This is a genomic window from Paenibacillus hunanensis (assembly GCF_014645615.1).
Classification (GTDB): domain Bacteria; phylum Bacillota; class Bacilli; order Paenibacillales; family Paenibacillaceae; genus Saccharibacillus; species Saccharibacillus hunanensis.
This window is the reverse complement of record NZ_BMMB01000006.1, coordinates 238104-262049: the sequence shown is the minus strand read 5'-3', so window position 1 is coordinate 262049 and position 23946 is coordinate 238104. Positions and strand designations below refer to the sequence as shown.

Here is a 23946-nt window from a genome sequence, read left to right as displayed (position 1 = left end):
CGATTATACCGTTTATTTCAAATCCCCTGTCTACCTTTACAGACAGGGGATTTTGGTATGTCATTCTCCCTCTTCTATGCTCACCCAAAGAATCTATAGCAGGTTTCATACATCGTTGTGCAAAACAGCTACCTCGACAAGATCAGTAGACTCATCTTGTCCTTCGTGTCCGAGCAAAGCTTGATTTTATGATATGGAAGAAGAATGTTACTATACTTTTAACACTAACTATTGCATTTTATAATGACTATGTTATAATTATCTTAAATTAAAGATTTAATACTTCAAAATATCGTATCTACTGTTTAAATGTGAATGAACGTTATGTATATCTGATAAAAGAATATGAAGCATTTTATTTCCGAAAGGATGATAATGATGGAACTCAAAGGTATTCACCATGTATCGATTATGACTGGCAAAGCAGAGAAAAACTTCGAATTTTATACTAAAGTGCTCGGTATGCGTCTTGTGAAAAAGGGCGTTAATCAGGATGATACCACCTCCTATCACCTGTTCTATGGTGATGCGGTCGCTTCTCCCGGTACAGAGCTGACCTTTTTCGATATTCCGCATATCGGCCCAAGCTATCCGGGCGTATCCAGCATCTCCGCGTCCTCGCTTCGTGTTGCGAGCACAGCAGCACTACAATACTGGTCGGATCGCTTTGACGAGCTGAATGTGAGCCATGAAGAGATCAAGCAACGCGCTGGTCGTGATACGCTCGCTTTTCAGGATTTTGAAGGTACCCGTATTATTCTTGTTGCAGATAATAATGAACAGGGTGTTGCACCCGGTACAGCCTGGAATGGCTCCGATGTTCCAGTTGAATACGGTATTCTTGGACTGGGCCCTGTCACATTAACAGTCGCAAAGCCAGACGCTACCGTGATGATTCTGACAGAGGTGCTTGGCTTCCGTCGCGTCGGCTCGTATCCATCGCTTGCTGGTGAGCAGCATGCCGATATCGAGGTCTATGCGACTGGTGAAGGTGGCGCAGGTGCTGAGGTGCATATCGAGACGCGTCCAGAGCTACCTGTAGCACGTCTAGGTCGTGGCGGCGTGCACCATGTCGCTTTCCGTGTTCCGAACGAAGCAGAATATGACGTATGGGCAAATCGCCTGACTGGACTTGGTATTCCAAACTCGGGTAAAGTCGATCGTCACTACTTCCGCGCTCTGTACTTCCGTGAGCCGAACGGCATTTTGTTTGAGCTATCGACCGACACACCGGGATTCGATGTGGATGAATCGATGGATTCACTCGGCGAAACCCTATCTCTGCCACCATTTCTGGAAGGACGCCGTGCAGATATCGAAGCGAAGCTTCGTCCACTGGTGTTGAACGATTAATCATTGCGAGTAACGAATATAATATGATTGCTGATCCCCTTCATTCTGCGGAGTGAAGGGGATTTTGGTATGTTCCACTCCATGCTCTAGTTATTCATTGAAAAAGGTAAAACAGATTAACAATCCATTGCCAAGAATGGCGCCGATCTGTAAAGCGCGTAAGTCATCGCTTTTGCATGTTGAACCTAAGCAGCCTCTGTATAACAGTAGTTGCTACCTAGGTTCGCTTAATGGCTTTATCTAATCGTATGATCCGAATATTCTTGTTTCTTAAATAGCCTTGTTTCTTAAATCATCTCGTTTCTTGTTATCCATAAGGACGACTGCCTTTGTATGTTGGATTTTTATCCGCCAGATGGGCGGGTAATGAAATATCCGGGTCAAGCGAGTTGGTGTTCATATACGTATTAGGATACGCATCTCGATACTGGCTGGGCGTAAGACCCTCCTGCTGCTTGAACAGCTTCATAAAGTATTTATCATCCTGAAAATGAAGCATATATGCGATCTGCTTGATGCTTGCATCTGAATGCAGCAATAGCTCCTTGGCACGCTCGATTTTGACGGTATTCATATAGCGTAATGTGCTCATACCGAGCTTTTTGCGAAATTGACGGGTCAGATGATCCGGCGTACAGCCAAACTGAACAGCCACATCCTGCACGCTGGGATTGTTCATAATACGAAGACGAATCCATTCCAGCAATTGCCGAAACCGTCGATCAACAGTATTTGCCTGTGTTCGTTCGGATAGACTACCGATAAATTGCCTCGTTAGCTCGATCAGCAGACTGGTCGTCATATAATCCGCCGCCAGATGACTATAGTAGTCCGAATGAGCGATATCGAGTAGCTGCTGACATTGCACATATACCTTATCTGGCTGAACCAGCTTGAAGAAGGGCGGCAGCAGCACACTATCTGCCAGCGGCTGTATTTGGCTTGTATGGGAGTTAGCCCCTAACGCTTCTACTGTTTCTATCGCCCTTGTCGAGTTGTTTATATTTGTCGGCGTTGTTACATTTATTGCCCTTCGTATCTTCTCGTTCTCGCCTGCCGCCACTTCTTTTGCAGCCCCTTGCTGCCGATCCAGTAGCTCAAACACCTCCTGCACCTCCATATTCTCTCCACCATCATAAAAGAAATGTAGCCAGTAAAATGAACTCCCTTCCTCAGAAGGAGCGAAGCCATAATGAAGCTGACCGGGCTGATAAAATAATACCTCTCCCGGCCCGACCGTATAGCGCTGCTCCTCCACTTGAATATGCAGATAGCCACGAATGCCGATAATGACCTCATAATCCTGTTCCAATCGTAGTCGTTCATGATACCACTGATCCTCACAGACGAATTGACCGCATTTAAAATACGATACAGGCTGAGATACTTTAGCTTTCCATATGTTCATATCGTTTTTCACCACCAGGATTACGATTTTAACGGTTTTGACAACTATGTAAACGCTTTATACTTTCTCTATATTCATGTCTATTCCTGCTGGACGTATTCGTTTTGTACATTTAAATGATTCTATACCCACACTATTGACCACTTTGCGGCAACTAACAGGAGGCTTATCTATGATCCATGCTGAATCGAACCGTTTGATCTTTGAATATGCAAATGAGTATCTGGTCGTCGAGCCCTGGCTACAGGATAGTATTCGTGTGCGCTCTACGATGTATCCTCAGCTACAGGCTGAGGCTGGGGCACTGCTGGATCTGCCCACAGAGGAAGTATCCACGGCAAACGTGCGAGTGAAGCCGAGCGGCTTTGCCTATTTGACCAACGGCAATATTACAGCGGTGCTTGATCCGAACGGTAAGCTGACCTTTTTGAATCGTGAGGGTGAGATTTTGCTGGAGGAATATAATCGCTCGCATCAGTCGACACCGAAGGAAACGGACGAAGAGACTCATTTTCGCAGTCGTACTCATTTTAACAGTGCGCTACGCATTGCTGCTCGCGAATTCAAGCCGCTCGTTGGAGGCGACTACAGTCTGACGATGCGCTTTGAAGCGGCTGATGATGAACGTATCTATGGGATGGGACAATATCAGCAGGATATTTTAAATGTGAAGCATTGTACGCTGGAGCTAGCTCATCGTAATTCACAGGCAAGCGTTCCCTTTGCACTATCCAGTCGGGGCTACGGATTTCTATGGAATAATCCAGCGATTGGCGAAGTGACCTTTGGTAAAAATCGTACGGAATGGCACGCTCTCTCGACCAAGCAATTAGATTACTGGATTACCGCAGGCGATACTCCTGCTGCTATCGTGGAGCGCTATGCTGATGCCACCGGGAAGGTGCCGATGATGCCGGATTACGGAATGGGCTTCTGGCAATGTAAGCTCCGCTACCGCACACAGGAGGAGCTGCTACATATCGCACGCGAGTACAAACGACGCGAGCTGCCGATCGATGTGATTGTAGTCGACTTTTTTCATTGGACCAAGCAAGGCGACTTCCGCTTTGATCCCGAATACTGGCCTGATCCAGAAGGGATGGTACGTGAGCTCAAGGATATGGGCATCGAGCTCATGGTATCGGTATGGCCTACCATTGATAAGACGAGCGAGAACTTTGACGAGATGCGTGAGCAGGGCTTGCTTGTGCGTACCGAGCGTGGTGTCTATGTGACGATGGAATTTTACGGTAGCACTGTTTTCTTTGATGCCACCAATCCGAAGGCGCGTGCCTATGTGTGGGACAAGGTGAAGCAGAACTATTACGACAAAGGCATTCGGATCTTCTGGCTGGATGAGGCGGAGCCCGAGTATACGGTGTATGATTTTGATAATTATCGTTATTACGAAGGCAGTAATTTGCAGGTTGGTAACAAGTATCCGGCGATGTATTCCCAAACCTTTTACGATGGGATGAAATCGGAAAACCAGGAGCAGATCATCAACCTCGTGCGCGCAGCATGGGCAGGCAGTCAGCGATACGGCGCACTCGTCTGGTCAGGCGATATCGATTCCAGCTTTGCTTCGATGCGGAATCAGCTGGCGATTGGATTGAATATGGGGATCGCGGGTATTCCGTGGTGGACGACCGATATTGGTGGCTTTCATGGCGGCGATCCAGCCAATCCATCCTTCCGTGAATGTCTCATTCGCTGGTTCCAGTTTGGTGTATTTTGTCCGGTGTTCCGTTTACACGGTGATCGTCATCCACAATCCGGCCCAATTGGCCCCAGCGGAGGTGGAATGTGCTTTAGCGGTGCGGATAATGAAGTATGGAGCTTTGGTGAGGAGGCGTATGGTATTTTGAGCCGTTATATGCAGCTACGTGAAGCACTGCGTCCGTATATTACGGAACGAATGCAGGATGCTCATGAGAAGGGATCACCCGTCATCCGACCATTATTTTATGACTTCCCACATGATGCGGCTTCATGGCTCGTAGAGGATACGTATATGTTCGGGCCACATCTACTGGTTGCACCTATTCTGGAGCAGGATCAGCGTACACGCTCGGTTTATTTGCCGAAAGGAACAGATTGGACAGATGCATGGAGTGGCACCGTGCATACGGGTGGACAGACGATTACCGCCGAAGCGCCGCTTCACATTACCCCTGTCTATATTCGTCAGTCTGAAGCGGCTGCGTGGCGTCAGGCATTCAGCGATACACTGACATCACTGCAATCGGCAGGGTATTAAAATGAAAGAAAGCTTACAGCAGTACGGCTTCATTAATTAATTGATCTCAGCTACGCTACGGTATATATGTGAAATCCCAGCACCGCACAAAAAAGGGACTGTCCGCAGACAGTCCCTTTTGCATATCGATATACCGATCCTTTACTTAGCTACCCTGATTCTCACGTCGACGGCGAAGCTCCTCCGTGATTTTACGTCCGGTTGGTGTCTGGGCAAGACCACCACGTGCTGTCTCGCGATGCTCACTTGGCATCGTGCGACCCACCTGTAGCATCACATCAACGACCTCATCCGATGGAATTGCGCTACGCACTCCTGCTAGCGCCATATCAGCGGCGGCCAGTGCATTCACTGCACCTAATCCGTTACGGACGATACATGGAATCTCTACCAGACCAGCAACCGGATCACAGATCAGACCCAATGTGTTTTTGAGTGCAAGACCTACCGCATGCATCGCCTGCTGCGGGGTACCGTCACGCAGCTCAACCACTGCACCTGCCGCCATCCCAATCGCAGAGCCCACCTCTGCCTGACACCCACCTTCAGCTCCAGAGATCGAGGAATTGTTGGCAATCACGTAGCCGATTGCACCGGCTGCGAACAGACCGAGCACCATCTGCTCATCGCTCCAGCTGAATCGCTCCTGTGTACTTACGAACACACCTGGAATGATCCCACACGAGCCTGCTGTTGGCGTAGCGATAATCCGTCCCATCGACGCATTCACCTCCGATACTGCCAGTGCATACGACATCGCACGTGTAGAATGACTGCCTGCGGCGGTCTCGCCTCCATTCAGATAATCATACACACGGCGCGCATCGCCACCCGTCAAGCTGCTGCGTGATACGGTATCCTCATGAATACCACGATGCACCGCTTCCTTCATCACCTCATAATACGAGGTCATCTGCTCGACAACCTGCTCTCGCGATACACCGGTTTCCTTGACCTGCTCCACGATCATCAGCTCTGCAATCGAGCATTGTCTTTCTTCACATAAACGAACAATATCCTGTAATGTACGAAATTGCATCGTATCCCTCCTTTCTAATCCAGATCAATCACAACGGCGCGTGTCACATGAGTTAATGCTTCAATCTGCTTCAGTACCGCCGCAGATGGTATTCCATCCAGCTCGATCAAGGTCATCGCTTCACCGCTACGCGATTTGCGATCCACATCCATAAAGCCGATATTCAGTTCACCCTCACTAAGCGTGCGCGTAATATCTGCCAGCACACCCTTACTGTCCATATGCTCAACGACAAGCGTTGGATACTGACCTGAGCCTTTCACATCAAAGCCATTCAGCTCATGAATCTCAATATTGCCGCCCCCGATCGAAGCGCCAGCTAGCTCAGCCTGCTGTTCCCCACATTTTAGCCGCAGACGTACAAAGTTCGGATGCGGGTAATTACCTGACCCTTTTTCAAACTGAATCGTCATCCCCTGTTCATCCGCAATCTCGGCTGCATCAGGTAAACGCGGATCATCTGTACTGTAATCCAGCAGACCGCCTACCAGCGCCAGATCGGTTCCATGTCCCCAGTACGTTTCTGCAAAAGAACCATATAAAATAATGTCCGCATGCTCTGGCAGTTCACCAAGCAACTGACGAGCCGCTCTACCTAACCGTGCCGCTCCTGCCGTATGTGAGCTGGATGGGCCAACCATCGATGGACCGATAATATTAAATACATTTTTAAAACGCATACGCTTCCCCTTTTCCGCTGCTGCATAGTATGAGCAGATGCTGCTGTTCTATCCGTAGGCAATGCCTGCCTGAAAGCACGCGCCAAAAAAGGACAGAATACAGCCTGCATGGCCTGTATGCTCTGTCCTCGTTACCTGAGAGTTTGGACGAAAATCAATCTCGTCGATACCCCTTGGGTGGCTATTACGCTCTCTCCAGAGTTGCGTCCCAAAGCGGTTCCTGTTACCTGAGAGATTAACTGACGGCTGGCATCCGGCAGCTTGCTCCTTCGGTGGCGGACCACATTCGTCCGCAGACTCTCCCGCTCTATTCATCCGCGTCGTATGATGCGCGGGAGCATTGCCGTTTCCCGAACATGTTTTCAATCACTCCTAGCTTAATGCAGTGGCTATAAGCTGTCAATCCTTACTGCTAAACGAAGACTATGGACGAATCGGATCATGCGCTTCCGGTGCTTCCGGCTCTCCTGCCACAGGCAATTCAATCGTAAAGATAGAGCCCTTTCCAAGCTCAGACACAAAGCTTAATCTGCCATGATGCGCATCGATAATTCGCTGGGCAATATACAAGCCGAGACCTGTGCCACCGATTCGCCTTGCCTCCGCCACACCAGAACGGAAGAACTTCTGGAAAATACGCGGTTGATCCTGCTCGGCAATGCCGATGCCATAATCCTCAATCTCAATCAAGACGCGACCCTCCTGCTCCAGCAGACGAATGTCTACTGCCGAGTCACCGGGTGAATACTTCAATGCATTGCCGATCAGATTACTGATGACCTGAATCATTCGATTATGATCGCCAACAATATATAGCTCATGCTCCGGTGTCGTCAGACGCAGACGATCGCGCTGCTGAATATCCCACTGGAAGCAAACGACCTGTAGCAGCTCATTCAAACGAATACGCCCCATCATATAATCGACACGTCCAGCATCAATACGCTGACTATCCAGAAAATCATCCAGCAATCTGGACAGCCGCGTCCCTTCAAACTGAATCGTGTTCATAAACTCACGCCGCTTATCAGCCGGAATATCCTCATACATCGATAGCATCTCGATATAGCCCATAATCGCTGATAAGGGGGTACGAAGCTCATGCGATACGACCGCAATCAATTCATTTTGCAGTTGCTTCATTCGGCGTTCCTCAGTGCAATCACGGAAGGTGAGCAGAAAGCCCTTACTCACATTCGTTTGTAGATCATCCAGCGGTGTCATCCGAACACTTAATAACAGACCGCTCTTGCTTATAATGATATGATCCTGCTCCCAATCCTCCTGCCCGTCAAAATAACGCTGTAAACGATCATATAATGAAACGGCATCCGGCTCTAGTTGTGCCTGCACCTGCTCCAATAGCTCCGATACCGGGCGTTCGGTATAATCCTCTAGCTGAAACAGAATCTGCATCGTCGGATTAATAAATAAGATGCTGCCCTGCACATCCCCGATCACGATGCCCTCCTGCACATTTTGCAGCAGATTCCCGGTGATTTGCTTCTGCTTCTCTACTGCAACCTGCTCTTCTAGCAAACGATCCGTCAATTGCTTCACCTGACGCTCATGCTCGTTATACTTTTTCTGCGCCTGCTCCTGCTCGGTCAAATCATGGACAAAGAACGTATGCATCGCTCGACCTTCATTCAGAATCTCACTGCGCATCAGCTCCGCACGGAATGTACTACCATCTGTACGTCTGCCGATCACCGTGCTACCCTGTCCACCTGCCGAATGCTCGTCAATCTGAATAAATTGGGATAATGGCATTCCAGTCACCTCGGTCAGCTCACATTGCAGCATCTGCTCTGCTGCTGGATTCATTTCTGTAATGCGTAGCTGACTATCAGTGGCAATGATGCCATCCACTGCAAGCCGCAAAATCGCTCGCTTCTGCGCCTGACTTTCTGCCAGATCGAAGGTACGCTCGACCACGCGAATTTCCAGTAGCTCCTTGTCCTTCTTAATCTGCACAAATTGCGTTTCCAGCGTGTCCACCATGCTCTGGAAATTATGAATGAGCTGACCAATCTCATAAATGTAGCTTTGCGGCCAGCGTACACGCTCACTCCCACCCAGACGACTGGAGATATGATCCGAAGCGTCAATGAGCTTTTGCAGCGGACGGGCAAGCGTGCGACTGATCAGCTGTGCCAGCAATGCGGCGATAAAGATAATAATTAGCATTCGGATCATCGTTTCCAGATAGAAGTTATACATTGGATACAAATAATATGAAAAAGGCAATACCATAATTAGCTTATTGCCATTCTGTAAGGTCGTATGCAGCACAAAGCTAGACTGCTCCCAGCGCTCCAGTAAATACTTCGTTTGAAGCGGATACTGCTCATACACCTTCACACTGGAGTAATCGAGTAATAGGTTCTGCTCGTATCGCGCTCCACCCTTCACAAAGCGCCCATCCTCACCCTGGCTAAAGGTAGACACGAGCACCTGATCCTGTGGATTCAGCAAAATAGAATCTACCGTAAAATCCTGCTTATACTCCTGCATCAGCTTGCGTGTGTTGACCGTATTTTCATTGATCTCCTCTAGCCGATCAATATAGATTCGCGAGGAGCGCTCCAAATTCGTAGAGCCCCAAAAGACGACATCATGAAATTGCTGGCTACCATTGACGAATAAAATCAGAATCGAGCTCGCCATAATCAGCACTAATAAATATTTAAAAATAACACTTCGTATCGAAATGATATAGGTTGGTCGCTTACCGATCGGCACACGCTTGAGCAAAAAACCGACAATAGTGGACGCAATCAGTGCATTTACGATACCATTAAGTAGACGGTTAATCAGAAGTAACCAAATTAGGCTAGAATTGACTTCTACATGATACACCAGCTGGTTCATCATATAGTAGATCGGTAGCGCAATCGTGACCCAGAATAAGATATCTAGCTTTAATAGCATGCTGTTCCGAAAATATCGTAGTCCAATGGCGACAAATATAATTTCAAAAGTGTGAACCACAAGGGCCTGCGTATACGAATGATACCACAGTAGGGGCAAATCAATGAGCAGCATGGCAGGCACGGCAAACGAAACACCATACAGTCGTAAAATAATCAAAATCGTTGCGCTGCCAAACAAAAATATAAGCGCAAACGAAAGGTTTAATACCCATCCGTTGAGCATGATTCCCGCGATGATCAGAATGACTGTACCGATCCACGGAGACTGGAACAAATGTAATAATTTGTGTTTCATAACCAACGGCCCTTTCCTTCACGGACAGCAGCTACCCAAAACGATTCGGCATTCATAGCATACTTGATCCCATTTCTTAATAGTTCAGACGGCGATAGCGACGGTTTCATTGTGTTGTTAAAAATATTCCATATCCCCCATATCGTCTATCAGTGGTACAATATATGCGTATTTACCAGCAGGCAGGCGTATAGATTCAAAATGACTAAGGAATTAAGATAATACGACAATTTCATTATACCTGCAAATACATGATCCGAGAATCATAAAGAGCTTCCCTCCAGGACATCGAACCATCCACTAGTCTTATGTACATATGCGTGAATAGACGATCATGGTTTGCGAAGCCTGTCTGTATCCTTGCCGCACCAGGCAACGAGGAAAAGCTAAAAACGTACCGACTGCCGCAGACGCAAGAGCATTCTCCTGCGTTGCATGTGAGCCTGTCGCACTTTGACACCCCAAGATTCGCATCCCGGGCGAAAAAAGATTACTTCTATCGTAATTTTAACATCGCAACGTCATACGATGGCGGTTGGCTGATGCAGCCCTAATTTCCAAACAGGAGAGTGACAGCAATGCCTACGAAAGTGTTATTGATCGAAGATGAGAAAAGCTTAGCCGATATGATCGCCTTTTTCCTCAAGGAAGAAGGCTACGATACCAAACTAATTCATGATGCTGTCGAAGCGCTGGCACTGCTAGACGAATACAACCCTGACATTATCGTGACCGACCTGATGCTGCCTGATCTGAGCGGCAGTGAGCTGGTGCAGGAGATTCGCAAGCAATCGACGGTGCCTGTACTCATGATATCGGCGAATACGATGTTAAATGAACGTCTAAAAGCGCTCGATAACGGTGCAGATGATTTTCTATGCAAGCCATTTAGCTTAAAGGAGCTGGATGCACGGATCAAGGCACTGCTCCGGCGTAGTGAGCTGCATCGGATGAACGGTTATAGTCTATCGGCAAGCAACACCCAGAATCGGATCTCGGTCAATGATTATCGCCATAGCCTGTTTGTCGATGATCAGGAGGTCGAGGTGACGCAGATCGAGTTTGCTATTATGAAAGAGCTTCATAATGCACCGGGTAAAGTATTTACGCGCAATGAGCTGATGGATCGGATCAAAGGCGGCGATCGCGCGTACCTGGATCGTACGATCGATGTACACATTTCTAATCTGCGTAAAAAAATCGAGCGTGACCCGAAAAATCCAGAGCATATTTTAACGGTATGGGGTACTGGATATAAATATGTACAGGTTGCTGAATAAGAAATCTGTCGATGCGCAGGGTGATCACCATGATCACCCTCGTATTATGAATAGCCCCAGTCTGACATAGGAGAGCAAACGAATGAAATCAACCATCTCTACCCGTGAGCATTGGATTCCGCTGGAAGTCCTCTATGTGATCGGTATTATCGCCATTTCCTTCTCATCCATCTTTATCCGCTGGTCGGATGCTAATGTATCGGTCATTGCGATGTATCGCCTTTACTTTACTGATCTGTTATTGCTACCGTTAGCGCTGCGACATTATCGTGCGCTGCTCCATATCCCACCGCGTGTCTGGCTGATGCTAGCCCTATCAGGACTGATGCTGGCACTGCATTTTCTATTCTGGATGGGCTCGCTACGTCTCACTACGGTTGCCAGTTCGACCGTTATTTTGACACTGGAGCCGATTATGGTTGTGATCGGATCGTATTTTTTATTCAAAACACGGACGAATCGTTATATGATCATCGGAATGGCGCTTGCGGTTATTGGCTCGGTCGCGATCGGCTGGGGTGACTTTAGCGTGTCAGGCACTGCTTTTCAAGGCGATATGCTGTCCTTTTTTGGTACGATTGCAGTTGCTGTACATATGCTGATTAGCAAGCAGGTTCGTTCGCATATGGACGCACTCGTCTATAACTTCTGGGTATTTTTCATGGCGGCAACCGTGTTAGCGTTCTACAATATTGCGCAGGGCATTCCATTTACCGGATATGAAGCCCGTGATTGGGGCGTATTCTGGCTACTCGCGCTCGTGCCTACCCTATTCGGACATTATCTGTTCAACTGGCTGCTCAAATATATGAATGCTGGTGCTGTATCGATGGCTGTGCTTGGTGAGCCGGTATTTTCATCGCTGCTCGCCTTCTGGCTGCTTGGCGAAGCACTTACAGGTATACAGCTAGGAGCCGGCACATTGATCCTGATCGGGGTCTGGGTATTTATCCGATTTGGTAATGAAAAGGAAAAAACGCTGGTGCCACCGGATATTATGGCGCCAGAGCATGAAGCTGGCGATGATTCCTCCTCATCCACTTCCACCTCCACTGCGCGTCTGCACACACAGGCGGATAAAAAGTAGGAATGTAGCGTGTTTTCAGAGCGTTTGTTGTATTAAAGAAATTAGCAGATAGTAGATTGTTTCCTACTATTTAAAAACATCCTATTCAAAACATCATTTCAGTTTTATAGCAAAATAAACGTTCACAGCAAAAAGCTTCCCTCTCCGCTGATCCTCGCGGTTGGGAAGCTTTTTGTTGAATGTTAGAGCATAGAGGGTGCAGTCATCAACGAACGATCATTTGAGCGGTCGATGCCAGTTAGAGCGGTACATCAAATACAGGAAGTATGGTGTACCGATCAGTGCGATCAATAGACCCGAAGGCACTTCAGCAGGTGCCATGACCGTGCGTCCAATCGTATCTGCCAGCACAAGCATCAGCGCACCGGTTAAGGCAGACAGAAGCATCGACTGACGCAAATGATGCCCGGTCAGCAGGCGCACCATATGCGGTGCAATCAAGCCAATAAAGCCGACTGTTCCTACACACGCAACAGCACCTGCCGCCAGCAAAACACCGATCGTCATCGATAACAAACGTGTACGGCGCACAGACAATCCGAATCCGCCTGCACTCTGATCATCAAATACAAGCAATTCAAAGCGTCTTGCCAGCCACCAGGCAATCGGCAGCAAAATGAATAAAAAGATGCCGATCGTCCATACCTGCTCCCATGTACGTGCATACGTACTACCTGTTAGCCAGATGTAGCCCATATTGTTCCATAATGCGCCACGTACAATCAGAATCTGAATCCCTGCGCCAGCAATCGCCGAGATCGCAATCCCCATCAATATAACAGACGATGGATTCAGCCCCTTTTTCCATGAGAGCGCAAAGATTAGTACCGCCGCTACCGCGGCTCCAATCATCGCAGCAAGCGGCATCCAGTAGACGGGCAACCCGGGCAGCATGATAATAATAAGCATCGCTCCAAAGCCAGCACCGGATGTGACCCCTACAATCGAGGCATCAGCCAGCGGATTGCGTACTGCTAATTGAATTAACGTTCCGCTAATCGCCAGTGCCGCTCCTGCTCCAGCAGCTACGAGTGTACGTGGAATGCGTAGCTGGATCAGCGCAGAATACAACCCATCCGAGCCAAACAGTGAAGACAACAGCTCCGCTGGCGGAATACGCATCCCACCAAACATCGTACTGCCGATCACTACAAGCAATGTGAGAACGATAAATACGGCTGCCAGTACGGGAAAAGGCACACGGCGAAGCGTTCGCCCTGTCTGAATGGATGATGCAGCGGCGGCTCCGCTTGCCTTCATACGTGTCATGACAAGCCAGATCAGCCACGGTGCACCAATGATCGCCATCACCGCTCCAGTTTGCAGCTCCATACTGGAGTTGTGCACCATTTTGGCAAGCACATCGGCTCCCGTTAGCAGAGCCGCTCCCCATAAAAAGGTGGCTGGCAGCAACCAGCGATGAGCACGAAGGCCGCTCAATCTCACAAGATGCGGCACAACCAGACCGACAAATCCGATCGGCCCCACGACGCTGACGATCATCGCCGCCAGCAGTACCGCAACCAGCAGACCGCCAGCGCGTGTGAGCGCGACCTTTTGTCCCAATGAGGAGGCTGTCGATTCATCCAGATCCAGCACATCCCATTGCCGCGAAAATAGCAGGGCAATCAATGCAATACCCGTGATCCATGGCCACGCATAATGCACACCACTCCAATCATTCTGTACCAGTGAGCCTGAACCCCACAGGAATAACCCCTGCGTTTCAAAAGCAAAAAAGATATGTAATGCACTCGTAAATGAACCGAGCAGCATCGATACGACCATCCCGGACAACGCCAGTCGAATTGGACTCGATGTCCGTCCACCACCCATTACATACGCAATCCCTGCCGCCAGCAAGCCGCCCAATGCTGCAAATAGAAAAGGCGATTGATGCAGCAGTGAAGGAAACAGAACCGTCCCAAGCACAACGACAAAATACGCTCCTGCATTAATACCTAGCGTATCCGATGCCGCCAGCGGATTACGTGTGATCGTTTGCAATAACGCACCTGCTACAGCAAGCGCTCCACCCGATAGGATCCCGATCATCGTACGTGGCATACGCAAGTCCCACACCATACTGTGCTCTAATGTCTGCTCACGCCCGGTTAGCGCTGCGACAACGGTACGCAGTGGAATCTCCGCTTCCCCATAACATAAGCTTACAAAAAAAAGCACGATGAGAGCGGCAATGCCGCCCCCATAAATGCTTAATACACGCCAGTGTTGCTGTGATTGAACTCGTAAAACAGAACTCATTTGGTAACTGCTCCAACGACCTGATCCACCAGGACTTTAGAAGAAATCGGGCCACCAAACGTCCATGTCGAACCATCCAGTGGATACGTACGTTTTTCCTTAACAAAATTCAGCTGATTCCATACCGAATTATTTTTCATCGGTGCGCCGAATACATCGTCATCGGGCTGTACAATATACAGCAGACTGCTATCGTTAACCTTGGACAGGGATTCAATACCCACAGTCGTAAAGCCATACTTATCCGTTTGATCTGACTTCCAATCATTGACCATACCGATCTTGTCCAGTGTACCGACTACAACCGAATTGTCAGTGAACATGCGCAGACTTGCCGCATTTTGTGAAGTGAAGGCTTGCGTTAGTGCATAGTGCATACCTTCCTTGCCTGCTGCCTTCAGTTTTTCCTTCGCTTGATCATAGTGTGTATCCAGATCAGTCAGCACCTGCTTCGCCTGATCTTCCTTACCAACTGCTTTGGCAACCTCATTGAATACCTCTACCATACGGTCGTAGTCATAGCCATTGCCTTTATACATATCGAATTCCAGCGTTGGCGCGATTGCTTTAAGTTGATCATAGACTTCCGGGATATTATCCGATGTTTTAATGATCAAATCGGGCTTGAGCGCAGCGATCGCTTCCAGATTCGGCTCGGAGCGTGTACCTACATCCGTTACGCTTCCATCCAACGCCGCTTCAGAGGTTACCCACTGCTTGTAGCCTTCATTGTCCGCATTACCAATCGGCTGTACACCCAGCGCGATCAGATCCTCAGTAAATGTCCACTCCAGTACAATAACACGCTTAGCAGGCTGGTTCAGCTTCACCTCGCCATGACTATCCTTCAATGTAATTGGAGATGCTGTATTTTCGTTTGTCGTCGTTGCAGATGAACCATTTTGTGCTGAATTACTTGCTGTACCGCAACCTGCCAGTACTAGCATAAACGCTAGTGGCAGCATAAAATAACCCCATGCTCTCTTCATATGTACGCTCCCTGTTATGTAAATTTAGTTAGACAATGATAATCATTATCAATAAAGCATTATGAAGTTCATTTGCAACTTTGTCAATCGGAATTGCCAAAAGAAGACTGTGAATGACCTATTTATGTATCAAGTTGATTTTTATTCCAATTTAAGTGTATAAATGAAGGTGCATTTCATTTCGTATTCTATATAGCTCGTATCATCACAGCTAGGTGGCTTCAACTATAAAAAATGGGAGTGGTACAGTATGCTTACTATTTTATTCGTCAGTTTTCCAGCGGAAGGCCATGTCAATCCCACCCTCGGCTTCGTTCAGGCGTATACCGAGCGCGGCGATCAGGTTCACTATATTACGACCGAGCATTACAGGGAGCGCGTAGAAGCAGTTGGAGCGACTGTCCATCTGCACACCGATTGGATTCGTATGGCTAAAATCAATGTTGGAGCTATGGAAGGCATCCAGGAATTTTTAAGGTTACATATGCAGAGCTCGCTCGCTATTCTGGAAATTGTGGAGCAATTGAAGCAAACGATCCATTTCGACGTGATCATTTTTGATAAATTTGGAGCTGGAGAGCTTGTAAGTGAATATCTGAATGTACCAGGGATCTGCTCCTCTGCTTCCTTCCTCATACCGAATAATGCGATGGCTGAAAAGATTCTTCAGGATAAGGGTGCATCATTCTTTGAACCGGATCAGCAGATGAAGGATTCACTCGCATTGATGCAGCAAAAGTATGGCGTGTCACCTAAAGAGCAGCTACAGTTTATGAATAATATCGCATCGATGACCGTTGTTTATACAAGTAAATATTTTCAGCCGCGCAGCGATATGTTCGACGATACCAGCATCTTTATCGGCCCAAGCTTTCCAGCACGCGCAGGTTATTCGGATTTCCCACTGGAGCGCTTAGAAGATCGGCAGGTGCTATATATATCCATGGGTACCGTGCTGCATGAGGTGGAGGATTTTTTCAATACGTGTATCGAAGCATTTGCCGATTTTGAAGGAATTGTAGTCATTGCGGCTGGTGAAAAGGCTGATCTGTCCAAGCTCAAGCCAGCACCAGATCACTTCATAATTGCACCCTATGTGCCACAGTTAAACGTATTACAGCATGCGGCTGTTACGATCACCCATGGCGGCATGAACAGCGTCAACGAAGCGATTCATTTTAATGTGCCGCTAGTCGTTCTACCTCAGGATAAGGATCAGCCCATGGTCGCACAGCGATTGGTCGAGCTGGAAGCAGGGTATCGCATCACCAAAGATCAGATTAATGTAGAATCACTCCGAATCGCAGTAGATGAGGTATTGTCGAATCCGATGTATAAAGAAAATGTCCAAAAAATCAATGCCAGCTTCCAGCAATCCGGTGGTCCGGCGGAGGCGATCCAGCGCATTGATGAATTTTTGAGCAACCGATCTGTACAATAGTCCCTTAAACAAAGGACAACGCCTATGAGTCGGCGTTGTCCTTTTTCCAACTAATTCGCTACCCAATTCACTACGATCAATCGGTCACATCCTATGATCGATGCTACCGCTTCTCATCCTGTTGCCACGGCGAAGTGACTAGCTCTGCTTCGCTTTCGATTAGATCCAGCGCTTGCTCATATTTGCCTGCTTTGAAGCAGCGAATAATGAATAGCAGATCATCTCGCCCCAGTAGCTTCACTTCATTGACACCTGCCAGGGTAATGCATGAATTGGTAAAGCGTGCTGCTGACGTGAGTACGATACAGCGCTCTGCGTCATAGTAGCGCATAGAGCCGTAAACCTCCTGTACAGCATCCAGTCCGATGGCCTGAGTGGCACCATATCGCTTCGCTTGCAGTACATTGCGTACACCAAGCCGATCCGTAAAAATAAGGTCTGCGCCAAAGTCACTGCTATCCTTCGTCTTCTCTGCATCGTCATAACCAAGCTCGCTAAATAGTCGGTGCAAATAACGTTCAAATTCAGCACCTTCCATATCGTCGATATCGGCAATGGTCATTTTGCGAGGATCGAGCCGTGCACGCCGTAATCGCATACGGTAGCGCTTGAACGCTCGTATGCCCAGCCATAGTAAAAATAAAACGAGCAGCGTACCCATGCCCCACGCTACCCATTGTTGATTCATCCCATCCATCACCTGTGCCATGCTGCCTGTATCCTCTCTGTCTGCCTTGTCCTGTCGATTAGCTAGGAGTCATTATATTTTAATAGATACCAGTTAGTCACTCAGTAGCTACTCGAAGAAATATTATCAATTAATCCCTGTTCACGCCAGTATTGTAGGGCGAAGTCCTCTGCACCCGTTGGCGCTTCTCCTGTCAGCAAATAGGAATTGTATTGGTGCAGCAATTTTACCGCCTTTTGAAATAATGGCACAGCATAATGCAGCTGCACATCGCCGGTATAGCTAACATGGGTACGCGAATCATTGTCCTCGTCTGACTTATAGCCGATGAGTACACTTTCGCTTCCATCAGCATGAACGGAGATCGAATAGAAATAATTTTCGTGCAATCGATTACCGTGCTCATCCTCATATTCACGACCGACTCGAATGAGCGGCATTTGTGGCTCACCGTGGAACAAGGCGCCATGCTGTCTAAACGCGATAAACAGATCGTTCAGCCACAACCCTTGATGCTCATCATCGTAAAAGTCATCATATGGCTGCACGAGCGGCAATGCCAGCAGCTCACGAATTTCCTTAGGCTCAATCAGTGTACGCGCATACTCATAATTGGAGGTAGCATGCAACAGCCCGTTCCAGCCCTTCTGACATAGCTGCACAAAGTTTTGCGGAGCATGTCGATTAAGTGTATGCCACTCTGTATCGTTACCTTCGAGATAGCGGAACTTGATCGAAACCTGCCATAGATATGTAGAATCACCCGATAAAACGCCCGGTAAAATATCACGACTCTGCTCCACCGGCTCACTGCGGATCAGCAGTGCGTGACAATCATCATCTTGAATATACACGCCCTGAAAACAGCCTTCCTCCTTCTCCTGTCCATAGGCGACCGCTCGAATAAATATCCGATCCATCCAAAATTCATAGCATGGCGCTGTATCTTCGGGATGACGCATACAGAGCAAGGAAGCATGTGTGGTGCGGCGAATATTCACCGGATTAATCTCTGTATTTTCAAATAGGAATGGAACCTGAGGGATAGCCAGCGGATGCAAATAAGGCTGACGCAGCACAGGCTTCCCGTTTAAAATCATACGCATCATCTGCTTACGCCACAAAAATGGCTCATCGTCGTCAATAATACATTCTTGATCAAACGCATCAAAGCGATTCACCCCCGCCCATGCATCGGGAGATTCCATGCTTTCCCAGCATAGCTCCATACGTTGTTCCCCGCGCACCTGTACTGCATACTGATCCGTCTGTAACAGCAAACCGCCCGTTAGCTCTCCGCGTACGATCAGCAAACCGTGATTGTAATCGCCCCATAGCAGCTGCTCGGCATGCAAGTTCCCGGTTACATACACCTCTTGCCCACCAAGTAACAGATACGGACATGATACATCGCCAAGCACAATCAGCCCGGTCGCTCCGTCCGTCTCCTCATTGGCAATCAGGCGATTCACCTTCAAATCACCTTCCACCACAATGAGTAAAATGGTGTCGCTCCCTCCAGCTTCACCGTCTTCATCCCCGGTTGACCAGTGATCTTGCAAAGGATTGTCCAGATTCAGCACATCCAGCTCCAGATCACCAGCGCAATACAGCACCCATTCATCCCCATATTCCTCCGGTTGACGCTCCAGCCAATCCGCAATGAGACTATCGGCAGGCAATTTATGTTGGATAGCGGCTAATTTTAGCTTTTCGAAATGTTGTGTATTCATCGCAGTTGCCTCCTTATTTTGGAACATCGCTGTACAATAAGCTATCATGTAGGCTTTGGATACGGATAGATCGAGATCAAACGACGTCAGCTCTGAATATGGTGAAGTCTGAGCATGGTGAAGATTGTTAATAGAATCGTCTACTTCATAAATCGAATACTTGTCTACTCCATGAACCAAATACTTGTCTGTACAAGAGGTACATACCGTTCCCGCTAGCGTGAAAAAATATCAGTTTGGCTTCTATTTCTGGTTTAATTCATCATGCAGCGCTTCATCGTACCTGTAGCCTGCGTCAGGCGTGCTTCCTGCTCCGCAAGCTATGTCCATATAACTACTTTGCACCTATTGTAATGGAGGACATTGTGAATCACAACGGAACAGAGAACGATTTTAAGAGTGACATAGCCGCCTTTTGTACTTCCGTTCTGGATTATTAACAGGATTCGGGTGTAAGATAAAGGACATATAGGGCTCTAGCAGATAGAGCCTGTATTCTCCTGGCTGTAGCTTTTGGCTAAGGCCTGGGTTATAGCTGTATGTATTCGTTTGAGATATTTTACGATTCTATCCTACATATCGGAAGGAGCTTCACCTATGCAAAACACGGTATCGATTAAATGGCTGCTCGCTCGTCTGTACGAGCCCGATCTCATCGTCGCAGACTGCCGCTTCTGGCTGGACGCTCCAGAGAAAGGTCGCCAACAATATAACGAGTCTCACATCCCTCGTGCGATCTATATGGATCTGAAAGAAGACCTATCCGCACCAGGCAGCACGCACGGCGGACGTCACCCGCTACCAGATCCCGAACACATCGCCAAAACCTTCGGTCGCGCTGGCATCAGCCAGGACGATCGGATCGTCATTTATGATGATAACAAAGGCATGTATGCAGCACGAATGTGGTGGATGCTGACGTACATGGGACATACACAGGTGTACATACTGGAGCAGGATTTCAGCGCCTGGCAGCAAGCAGGCTTCCCGGTAACAGATGAACAGCCTGTTGTCGTACCGAAGACGTTCGAAGCGCGTCCACAGCCGCAGATGGTGGCGGATGTGGAGTATGTACGGCAGGTATCGGGGCGTTTGTCGGATAAGCGTACTTCTGCTACGGACGATGTGGATGGGGCGAATGCAGGTGCTCCTAAGACAGTACTGATCGACTCGCGTGCACATAGTCGGTATCTGGGACTGGAAGAAACAATGGACTCGAAGGCAGGGCATATTCCAGGCGCAGTGAATTTCTTCTGGCAGGATGTGTTGACGGAAGCAGGAACGTTGAAGTCGGCAGAGCAGCTGGAAGAACATTTTGCTGGACTGGATCGGGATGCGGAGATTATTGTGTATTGCGGGTCTGGTGTGTCGGCGTGTCCGAATGTGGTGGCGCTGAAGCAGATCGGATATGAGAACGTGAAGCTGTATCCGGGGAGCTGGAGTGATTGGATTAGTTATGAGGAGCATGTGATTGCGACGGGTGAGGAAAAATAAAGTGATTAGCAATAGAGAAGCCCATAGTTGATACTGGCTTCTTATTTTTCTCTGTATATCATCTATTCTCGCTATCACCTCATTTACTTGATACAGTATCCCTATTTTCTTCCATCCTTTTGATCTTAAAAAATGCTAAATCAAACAACAATCTCTTACATCAACAAAAAAGAAGCGACTCCAAGCCAAAACCAACGCTTTGAGCCGCTTCTTTTCCATTTCATTTAACCTCATTCCCAAAGATGCTTCATCTCCCGATACCCAACATCCCATACTTTCTCGTTTCCTTCTATCTTAATCGTGATCTCGTTGGCTGTGCCTTCTTCAAAATGCCACTCAAATGCCTCCGGTCCATACCCTTGATATTGTTGAGAGTTGGTTAAAACTTTTCGCCCATCTACGTATAAGCTAATGCTGCCTTGAAAGTCGCCTTGATCGGGAATGCCATATTGCATATAAAAATAAGCGATTTTGCCATCCAATTTGTAGCTATATGTCTCTGATTTCTTATCACTCGCATCGTATAGGTTAAATTGAGGCGTTACTTCTTGACCGTCTACTTGAAAAGGCAGCAATTCTGCCGTTTTCGATGTGACTCCGCTGCTGGTTTTCCAATCGTTCAAAGCCACAAATGGCCCCGGAGATGTAGCGAGGGCTTTATCAATGCCAGCGCCAACTCCCCATGTCATAATCAATAGAATAACAATCGAAATACCTATAGACACTACACTTCGCCAAATGTTTTTGGCACGACTTCCTATGCGGTAAGCTGCGAAACCAATGACTGCACCAGATGTATTTTTTAACACATCGTCTATATCAAAGCTTCCCCGTAGAGTCAAAGCTTGTATCGTTTCCAGCAAAAGGATGGATACTAGAAATCCTACAATGAATCGCACAAATGTCGTCCGATATAACAATGGAATGAATATGCCAAAAGGGATGAATGCCGCCATATTCCCCAGACTGACCACATCCATTACCGTCGGACGCAACAGTTCCCAGGGATTCGGCAATTTCAAAAAGTTATCAGGTACAAAAATAAACTTATACTGATCGGATGCAGAATCGCCCCGCCCAAAAGCAAAAAACATAAAATACAAAATCAGAAGCGTATAGATAATAGCTACGGTGAAAAGAAGCTTGCGTTGTTTTGACATGATGATCTCCTTTAGTAAAAGCGTTTGAACAGTCTGTATATAGTAAGACGGATTGTTTATCCTTTTTGTATCCATATACTGGAATCCAGTTAGGAAGTACGCTATCCCAAAAGTAAAAGCGAATCATCGCATAGCAAAAAGGGATTGATCGTATAGCTTGACCAATCCTTTCATTATTCATTGTCTCATTATCTATTTTCTTATTGTTCGTTTTGTCGTTATTTGGTTTGTCTCTTCATCCGCATATCGTATCAAATGAGTGTACATACCCTGCCATCTCTTACTCAGCTACTCCATTGTTTATAGCCCAATACAGCATAGTTCGGATTATTACTTGAAATGAAAATACGGAATTTCTTGTAATCATTTCGAGGTAATTTCATCGCTTGCTTTTGCACTTTGGAACTTGGTTGGAACGTAGCTACATATACCGATTCCCAGCCGTGCTCAGTTTCGGCTTCCAGACTGAACACGACGATTTGTTTATTTTGCCCTGGAAATGGGAATGCTGTGAATTGGACATCTGTAATGCCTTCTGCACCAAAGCTGATCGTCGAACGAGGTGTAGATTCGGCATTAAAGCTAGCAAGAACATAATAAGGTAGATTCGGAACAGGATCGCCCGGCTGTGGTGGTTCGGGAATCGTGATCAGCGCGCCCTGTATACTGCTTGCATTCGGCTGTATACCGCTTGCAGCACTGTCCGCAAAAGCAGTCGCTGCAGTAGAAGCAGATAGCGCCAACGATACACCTACAGTCAGAGCTAGCATAGAGGAGAGCTTCACCAGCGGTTTGAATGATTTCATTATTGTTCCTCACTTTCATTTGTTAGAATCGTTAGCGCTTATCATGCTTGCGTGTTCGTCTTGCACCTCTTTCCTCATGTATTCCCGTTTTAGGTTTGCTTTTGTACATGAATCAATGAATTACGAACACGTTTAATGTAATATTTTTAGGAATAAATGGATATAAAATCAACAGCACTACTACCCATATACGGGATAGTAGTGCTGTTGATTTTCATCGATCCATATAAACGTACATCATATGATCAATACGTTATCTACCTTCTTCCTTCCCTCAGCTGATACGCTTATTTCTGTTCAACCGCATAAGCGTTCTGCAAAATATACTCCACATACTCCCCCGCACTCTCCTCCACCTGCTCATCCGTCGCCTGAAACGAAGCACCGTAAAAAGCAAAATGCGGAAGCCCGATCGCGCCGACATGATGCAGACTTGCTTTAAATGGAGCGAGAATTTGCTCTACCGTAAACTGAACAGACCCACCCGGCAAATAGTTAATTTCATGATTGCCGATGGACATAGCGACACTGAAATATTTACCTTTCAAACGATCTCCTGTCGATCCGTATGCCCAGCCGTAAGCGAATACTTCATCCATCCATTTTTTCAGCAGTGGCGGATAGCTATACCAGTATAGTGGAAATTGTAAAATGATATGGTCGTATTGCTCCAGCAATTGCTGTTCGCGGGCTACGTCGATCTGCCAATCAGGATATTCTTTGTATAATTCATGCAAGGTAATCTCCTGTGGATGCTGCAACAATTCCTGCTGCCAGCGACGATTGACCCGCGATACTTCCAAATTCGGATGTGCCAGTATAACTAGTGTTTTGCTCATATTCTATTCTCCTTCGCCGTCTCTGTAATGGTCATGGGGTATATATATCTTCCTGCTTTTCGGAATATCCTCATTATGCTACCGTCCGTTCAGGATGAAAATACACACAATGAAGTAAGATACTTACCTGAAGGTATGTACTGGACGTTAATCATCGTCTGTGCCAGAATAAAGGTTTAAGGTAATGGAATTA

General features: G+C 47.4%; 18 protein-coding genes and 2 riboswitches. Of the genes, 7 read left to right on the top strand and 11 right to left on the bottom strand.

Features of this window, described 5'->3' with window-relative positions:
• The first annotated feature begins 378 nt into the window (after window positions 1-378).
• Window positions 379-1353: a ring-cleaving dioxygenase gene (locus IEX62_RS14750; RefSeq protein WP_188776450.1), complete on the top strand. Its 975-nt coding sequence runs from the start codon at window positions 379-381 to the stop codon at window positions 1351-1353.
• Window positions 1354-1660: 307 nt separating this feature from the next.
• Here the strand turns inward: IEX62_RS14750 and IEX62_RS14745 are convergent, their stop codons facing one another.
• Window positions 1661-2761: a helix-turn-helix domain-containing protein gene (locus IEX62_RS14745; RefSeq protein ID WP_188776297.1), complete on the bottom strand. Its 1101-nt coding sequence runs from the start codon at window positions 2759-2761 to the stop codon at window positions 1661-1663.
• 172 nt (window positions 2762-2933) lie between these two features.
• Between IEX62_RS14745 and IEX62_RS14740 the strand changes: the two genes are divergently transcribed.
• On the top strand, window positions 2934-5021 hold the full coding sequence (locus tag IEX62_RS14740; RefSeq protein WP_188776296.1) for a glycoside hydrolase family 31 protein: 2088 nt from the start codon (window positions 2934-2936) through the stop codon (window positions 5019-5021).
• Between the two features lie 145 nt (window positions 5022-5166).
• Here the strand turns inward: IEX62_RS14740 and sdaAA are convergent, their stop codons facing one another.
• The 3 genes from sdaAA to IEX62_RS14725 form a co-directional block, all read right to left on the bottom strand.
• Window positions 5167-6060, bottom strand: a complete 894-nt coding sequence (gene sdaAA, locus IEX62_RS14735) for an L-serine ammonia-lyase, iron-sulfur-dependent, subunit alpha (protein WP_188776295.1) — start codon at window positions 6058-6060, stop codon at window positions 5167-5169.
• 14 nt (window positions 6061-6074) lie between these two features.
• Complete coding sequence (gene sdaAB / locus IEX62_RS14730; RefSeq protein WP_188776294.1) at window positions 6075-6740, bottom strand: L-serine ammonia-lyase, iron-sulfur-dependent subunit beta; 666 nt, start codon at window positions 6738-6740, stop codon at window positions 6075-6077.
• A 120-nt stretch (window positions 6741-6860) separates the two neighbouring features.
• Window positions 6861-6941: riboswitch (glycine riboswitch) on the bottom strand.
• Between the two features lie 3 nt (window positions 6942-6944).
• Window positions 6945-7055: riboswitch (glycine riboswitch) on the bottom strand.
• Window positions 7056-7163: 108 nt separating this feature from the next.
• Entirely contained in the window at window positions 7164-9971 is a 2808-nt protein-coding gene (locus IEX62_RS14725; RefSeq protein ID WP_188776293.1) for an ATP-binding protein, read from the bottom strand.
• A gap of 320 nt (window positions 9972-10291) precedes the next feature.
• Between IEX62_RS14725 and IEX62_RS14720 the strand changes: the two genes are divergently transcribed.
• The 3 genes from IEX62_RS14720 to IEX62_RS14710 all read left to right on the top strand — a co-directional run bounded on the left by IEX62_RS14720 (window position 10292) and on the right by IEX62_RS14710 (window position 12338).
• Window positions 10292-10525, top strand: a complete 234-nt coding sequence (locus IEX62_RS14720; protein ID WP_188776292.1) for a hypothetical protein — start codon at window positions 10292-10294, stop codon at window positions 10523-10525.
• Window positions 10526-10549: 24 nt separating this feature from the next.
• Window positions 10550-11251: a response regulator transcription factor gene (locus IEX62_RS14715; RefSeq protein ID WP_188776291.1), complete on the top strand. Its 702-nt coding sequence runs from the start codon at window positions 10550-10552 to the stop codon at window positions 11249-11251.
• A gap of 82 nt (window positions 11252-11333) precedes the next feature.
• Window positions 11334-12338: a DMT family transporter gene (locus tag IEX62_RS14710; protein WP_188776290.1), complete on the top strand. Its 1005-nt coding sequence runs from the start codon at window positions 11334-11336 to the stop codon at window positions 12336-12338.
• A gap of 216 nt (window positions 12339-12554) precedes the next feature.
• Here IEX62_RS14710 and IEX62_RS14705 read toward each other — a convergent pair whose 3' ends face one another.
• Together IEX62_RS14705 and IEX62_RS14700 are read right to left on the bottom strand one after the other, a co-directional pair.
• Window positions 12555-14603, bottom strand: a complete 2049-nt coding sequence (locus IEX62_RS14705) for an iron ABC transporter permease (protein ID WP_188776289.1) — start codon at window positions 14601-14603, stop codon at window positions 12555-12557.
• Window positions 14600-15592 carry an ABC transporter substrate-binding protein gene (locus tag IEX62_RS14700; RefSeq protein WP_188776288.1) on the bottom strand — a complete coding sequence of 331 codons (993 nt, stop codon included), beginning with the start codon at window positions 15590-15592 and terminating at the stop codon, window positions 14600-14602. The genes IEX62_RS14705 and IEX62_RS14700 overlap by 4 nt, the downstream gene beginning before the upstream one ends.
• Before the next feature lie 250 nt (window positions 15593-15842).
• On the opposite strand from IEX62_RS14700, the gene IEX62_RS14695 reads away from it, so the two are divergent.
• Entirely contained in the window at window positions 15843-17033 is a 1191-nt protein-coding gene (locus IEX62_RS14695; RefSeq protein WP_188776287.1) for a macrolide family glycosyltransferase, read from the top strand.
• A gap of 103 nt (window positions 17034-17136) precedes the next feature.
• On the opposite strand, the gene IEX62_RS14690 is transcribed toward IEX62_RS14695, so the two are convergent.
• Complete coding sequence (locus IEX62_RS14690; RefSeq protein WP_229685813.1) at window positions 17137-17742, bottom strand: restriction endonuclease; 606 nt, start codon at window positions 17740-17742, stop codon at window positions 17137-17139.
• An 80-nt stretch (window positions 17743-17822) separates the two neighbouring features.
• Complete coding sequence (locus IEX62_RS14685; protein ID WP_188776286.1) at window positions 17823-19454, bottom strand: hypothetical protein; 1632 nt, start codon at window positions 19452-19454, stop codon at window positions 17823-17825.
• 597 nt (window positions 19455-20051) lie between these two features.
• Between IEX62_RS14685 and IEX62_RS14680 the strand changes: the two genes are divergently transcribed.
• A complete protein-coding gene (locus IEX62_RS14680; protein WP_188776285.1) occupies window positions 20052-20948 on the top strand; it encodes a sulfurtransferase in 897 nt (298 codons plus the stop codon).
• Window positions 20949-21178: 230 nt separating this feature from the next.
• On the opposite strand, the gene IEX62_RS14675 is transcribed toward IEX62_RS14680, so the two are convergent.
• From IEX62_RS14675 to IEX62_RS14665, 3 genes are all read right to left on the bottom strand, one after another.
• A complete protein-coding gene (locus IEX62_RS14675; protein ID WP_229685811.1) occupies window positions 21179-22108 on the bottom strand; it encodes a VanZ family protein in 930 nt (309 codons plus the stop codon).
• Between the two features lie 284 nt (window positions 22109-22392).
• A complete protein-coding gene (locus IEX62_RS14670; protein ID WP_188776284.1) occupies window positions 22393-22914 on the bottom strand; it encodes a hypothetical protein in 522 nt (173 codons plus the stop codon).
• 287 nt (window positions 22915-23201) lie between these two features.
• Window positions 23202-23753, bottom strand: a complete 552-nt coding sequence (locus IEX62_RS14665; protein WP_188776283.1) for an NAD(P)H-dependent oxidoreductase — start codon at window positions 23751-23753, stop codon at window positions 23202-23204.
• Window positions 23754-23946: the final 193 nt, after the last annotated feature.

What these genes read in the sequence shown, in the direction of transcription:
- IEX62_RS14750 (WP_188776450.1), top strand. Translation starts at nt 379, where the DNA reads ATGGAACTCAAAGGTATTCACCATGTATCGATTATGACTGGCAAAGCA.
- IEX62_RS14745 (WP_188776297.1), bottom strand. Translation starts at nt 2,761, where the DNA reads ATGAACATATGGAAAGCTAAAGTATCTCAGCCTGTATCGTATTTTAAA.
- IEX62_RS14740 (WP_188776296.1), top strand. Translation starts at nt 2,934, where the DNA reads ATGATCCATGCTGAATCGAACCGTTTGATCTTTGAATATGCAAATGAG.
- sdaAA (WP_188776295.1), bottom strand. Translation starts at nt 6,060, where the DNA reads ATGCAATTTCGTACATTACAGGATATTGTTCGTTTATGTGAAGAAAGA.
- sdaAB (WP_188776294.1), bottom strand. Translation starts at nt 6,740, where the DNA reads ATGCGTTTTAAAAATGTATTTAATATTATCGGTCCATCGATGGTTGGC.
- IEX62_RS14725 (WP_188776293.1), bottom strand. Translation starts at nt 9,971, where the DNA reads ATGAAACACAAATTATTACATTTGTTCCAGTCTCCGTGGATCGGTACA.
- IEX62_RS14715 (WP_188776291.1), top strand. Translation starts at nt 10,550, where the DNA reads ATGCCTACGAAAGTGTTATTGATCGAAGATGAGAAAAGCTTAGCCGAT.
- IEX62_RS14710 (WP_188776290.1), top strand. Translation starts at nt 11,334, where the DNA reads ATGAAATCAACCATCTCTACCCGTGAGCATTGGATTCCGCTGGAAGTC.
- IEX62_RS14705 (WP_188776289.1), bottom strand. Translation starts at nt 14,603, where the DNA reads ATGAGTTCTGTTTTACGAGTTCAATCACAGCAACACTGGCGTGTATTA.
- IEX62_RS14700 (WP_188776288.1), bottom strand. Translation starts at nt 15,592, where the DNA reads ATGAAGAGAGCATGGGGTTATTTTATGCTGCCACTAGCGTTTATGCTA.
- IEX62_RS14695 (WP_188776287.1), top strand. Translation starts at nt 15,843, where the DNA reads ATGCTTACTATTTTATTCGTCAGTTTTCCAGCGGAAGGCCATGTCAAT.
- IEX62_RS14690 (WP_229685813.1), bottom strand. Translation starts at nt 17,742, where the DNA reads ATGGCACAGGTGATGGATGGGATGAATCAACAATGGGTAGCGTGGGGC.
- IEX62_RS14685 (WP_188776286.1), bottom strand. Translation starts at nt 19,454, where the DNA reads ATGAATACACAACATTTCGAAAAGCTAAAATTAGCCGCTATCCAACAT.
- IEX62_RS14680 (WP_188776285.1), top strand. Translation starts at nt 20,052, where the DNA reads ATGCAAAACACGGTATCGATTAAATGGCTGCTCGCTCGTCTGTACGAG.
- IEX62_RS14675 (WP_229685811.1), bottom strand. Translation starts at nt 22,108, where the DNA reads ATGTCAAAACAACGCAAGCTTCTTTTCACCGTAGCTATTATCTATACG.
- IEX62_RS14670 (WP_188776284.1), bottom strand. Translation starts at nt 22,914, where the DNA reads ATGAAATCATTCAAACCGCTGGTGAAGCTCTCCTCTATGCTAGCTCTG.
- IEX62_RS14665 (WP_188776283.1), bottom strand. Translation starts at nt 23,753, where the DNA reads ATGAGCAAAACACTAGTTATACTGGCACATCCGAATTTGGAAGTATCG.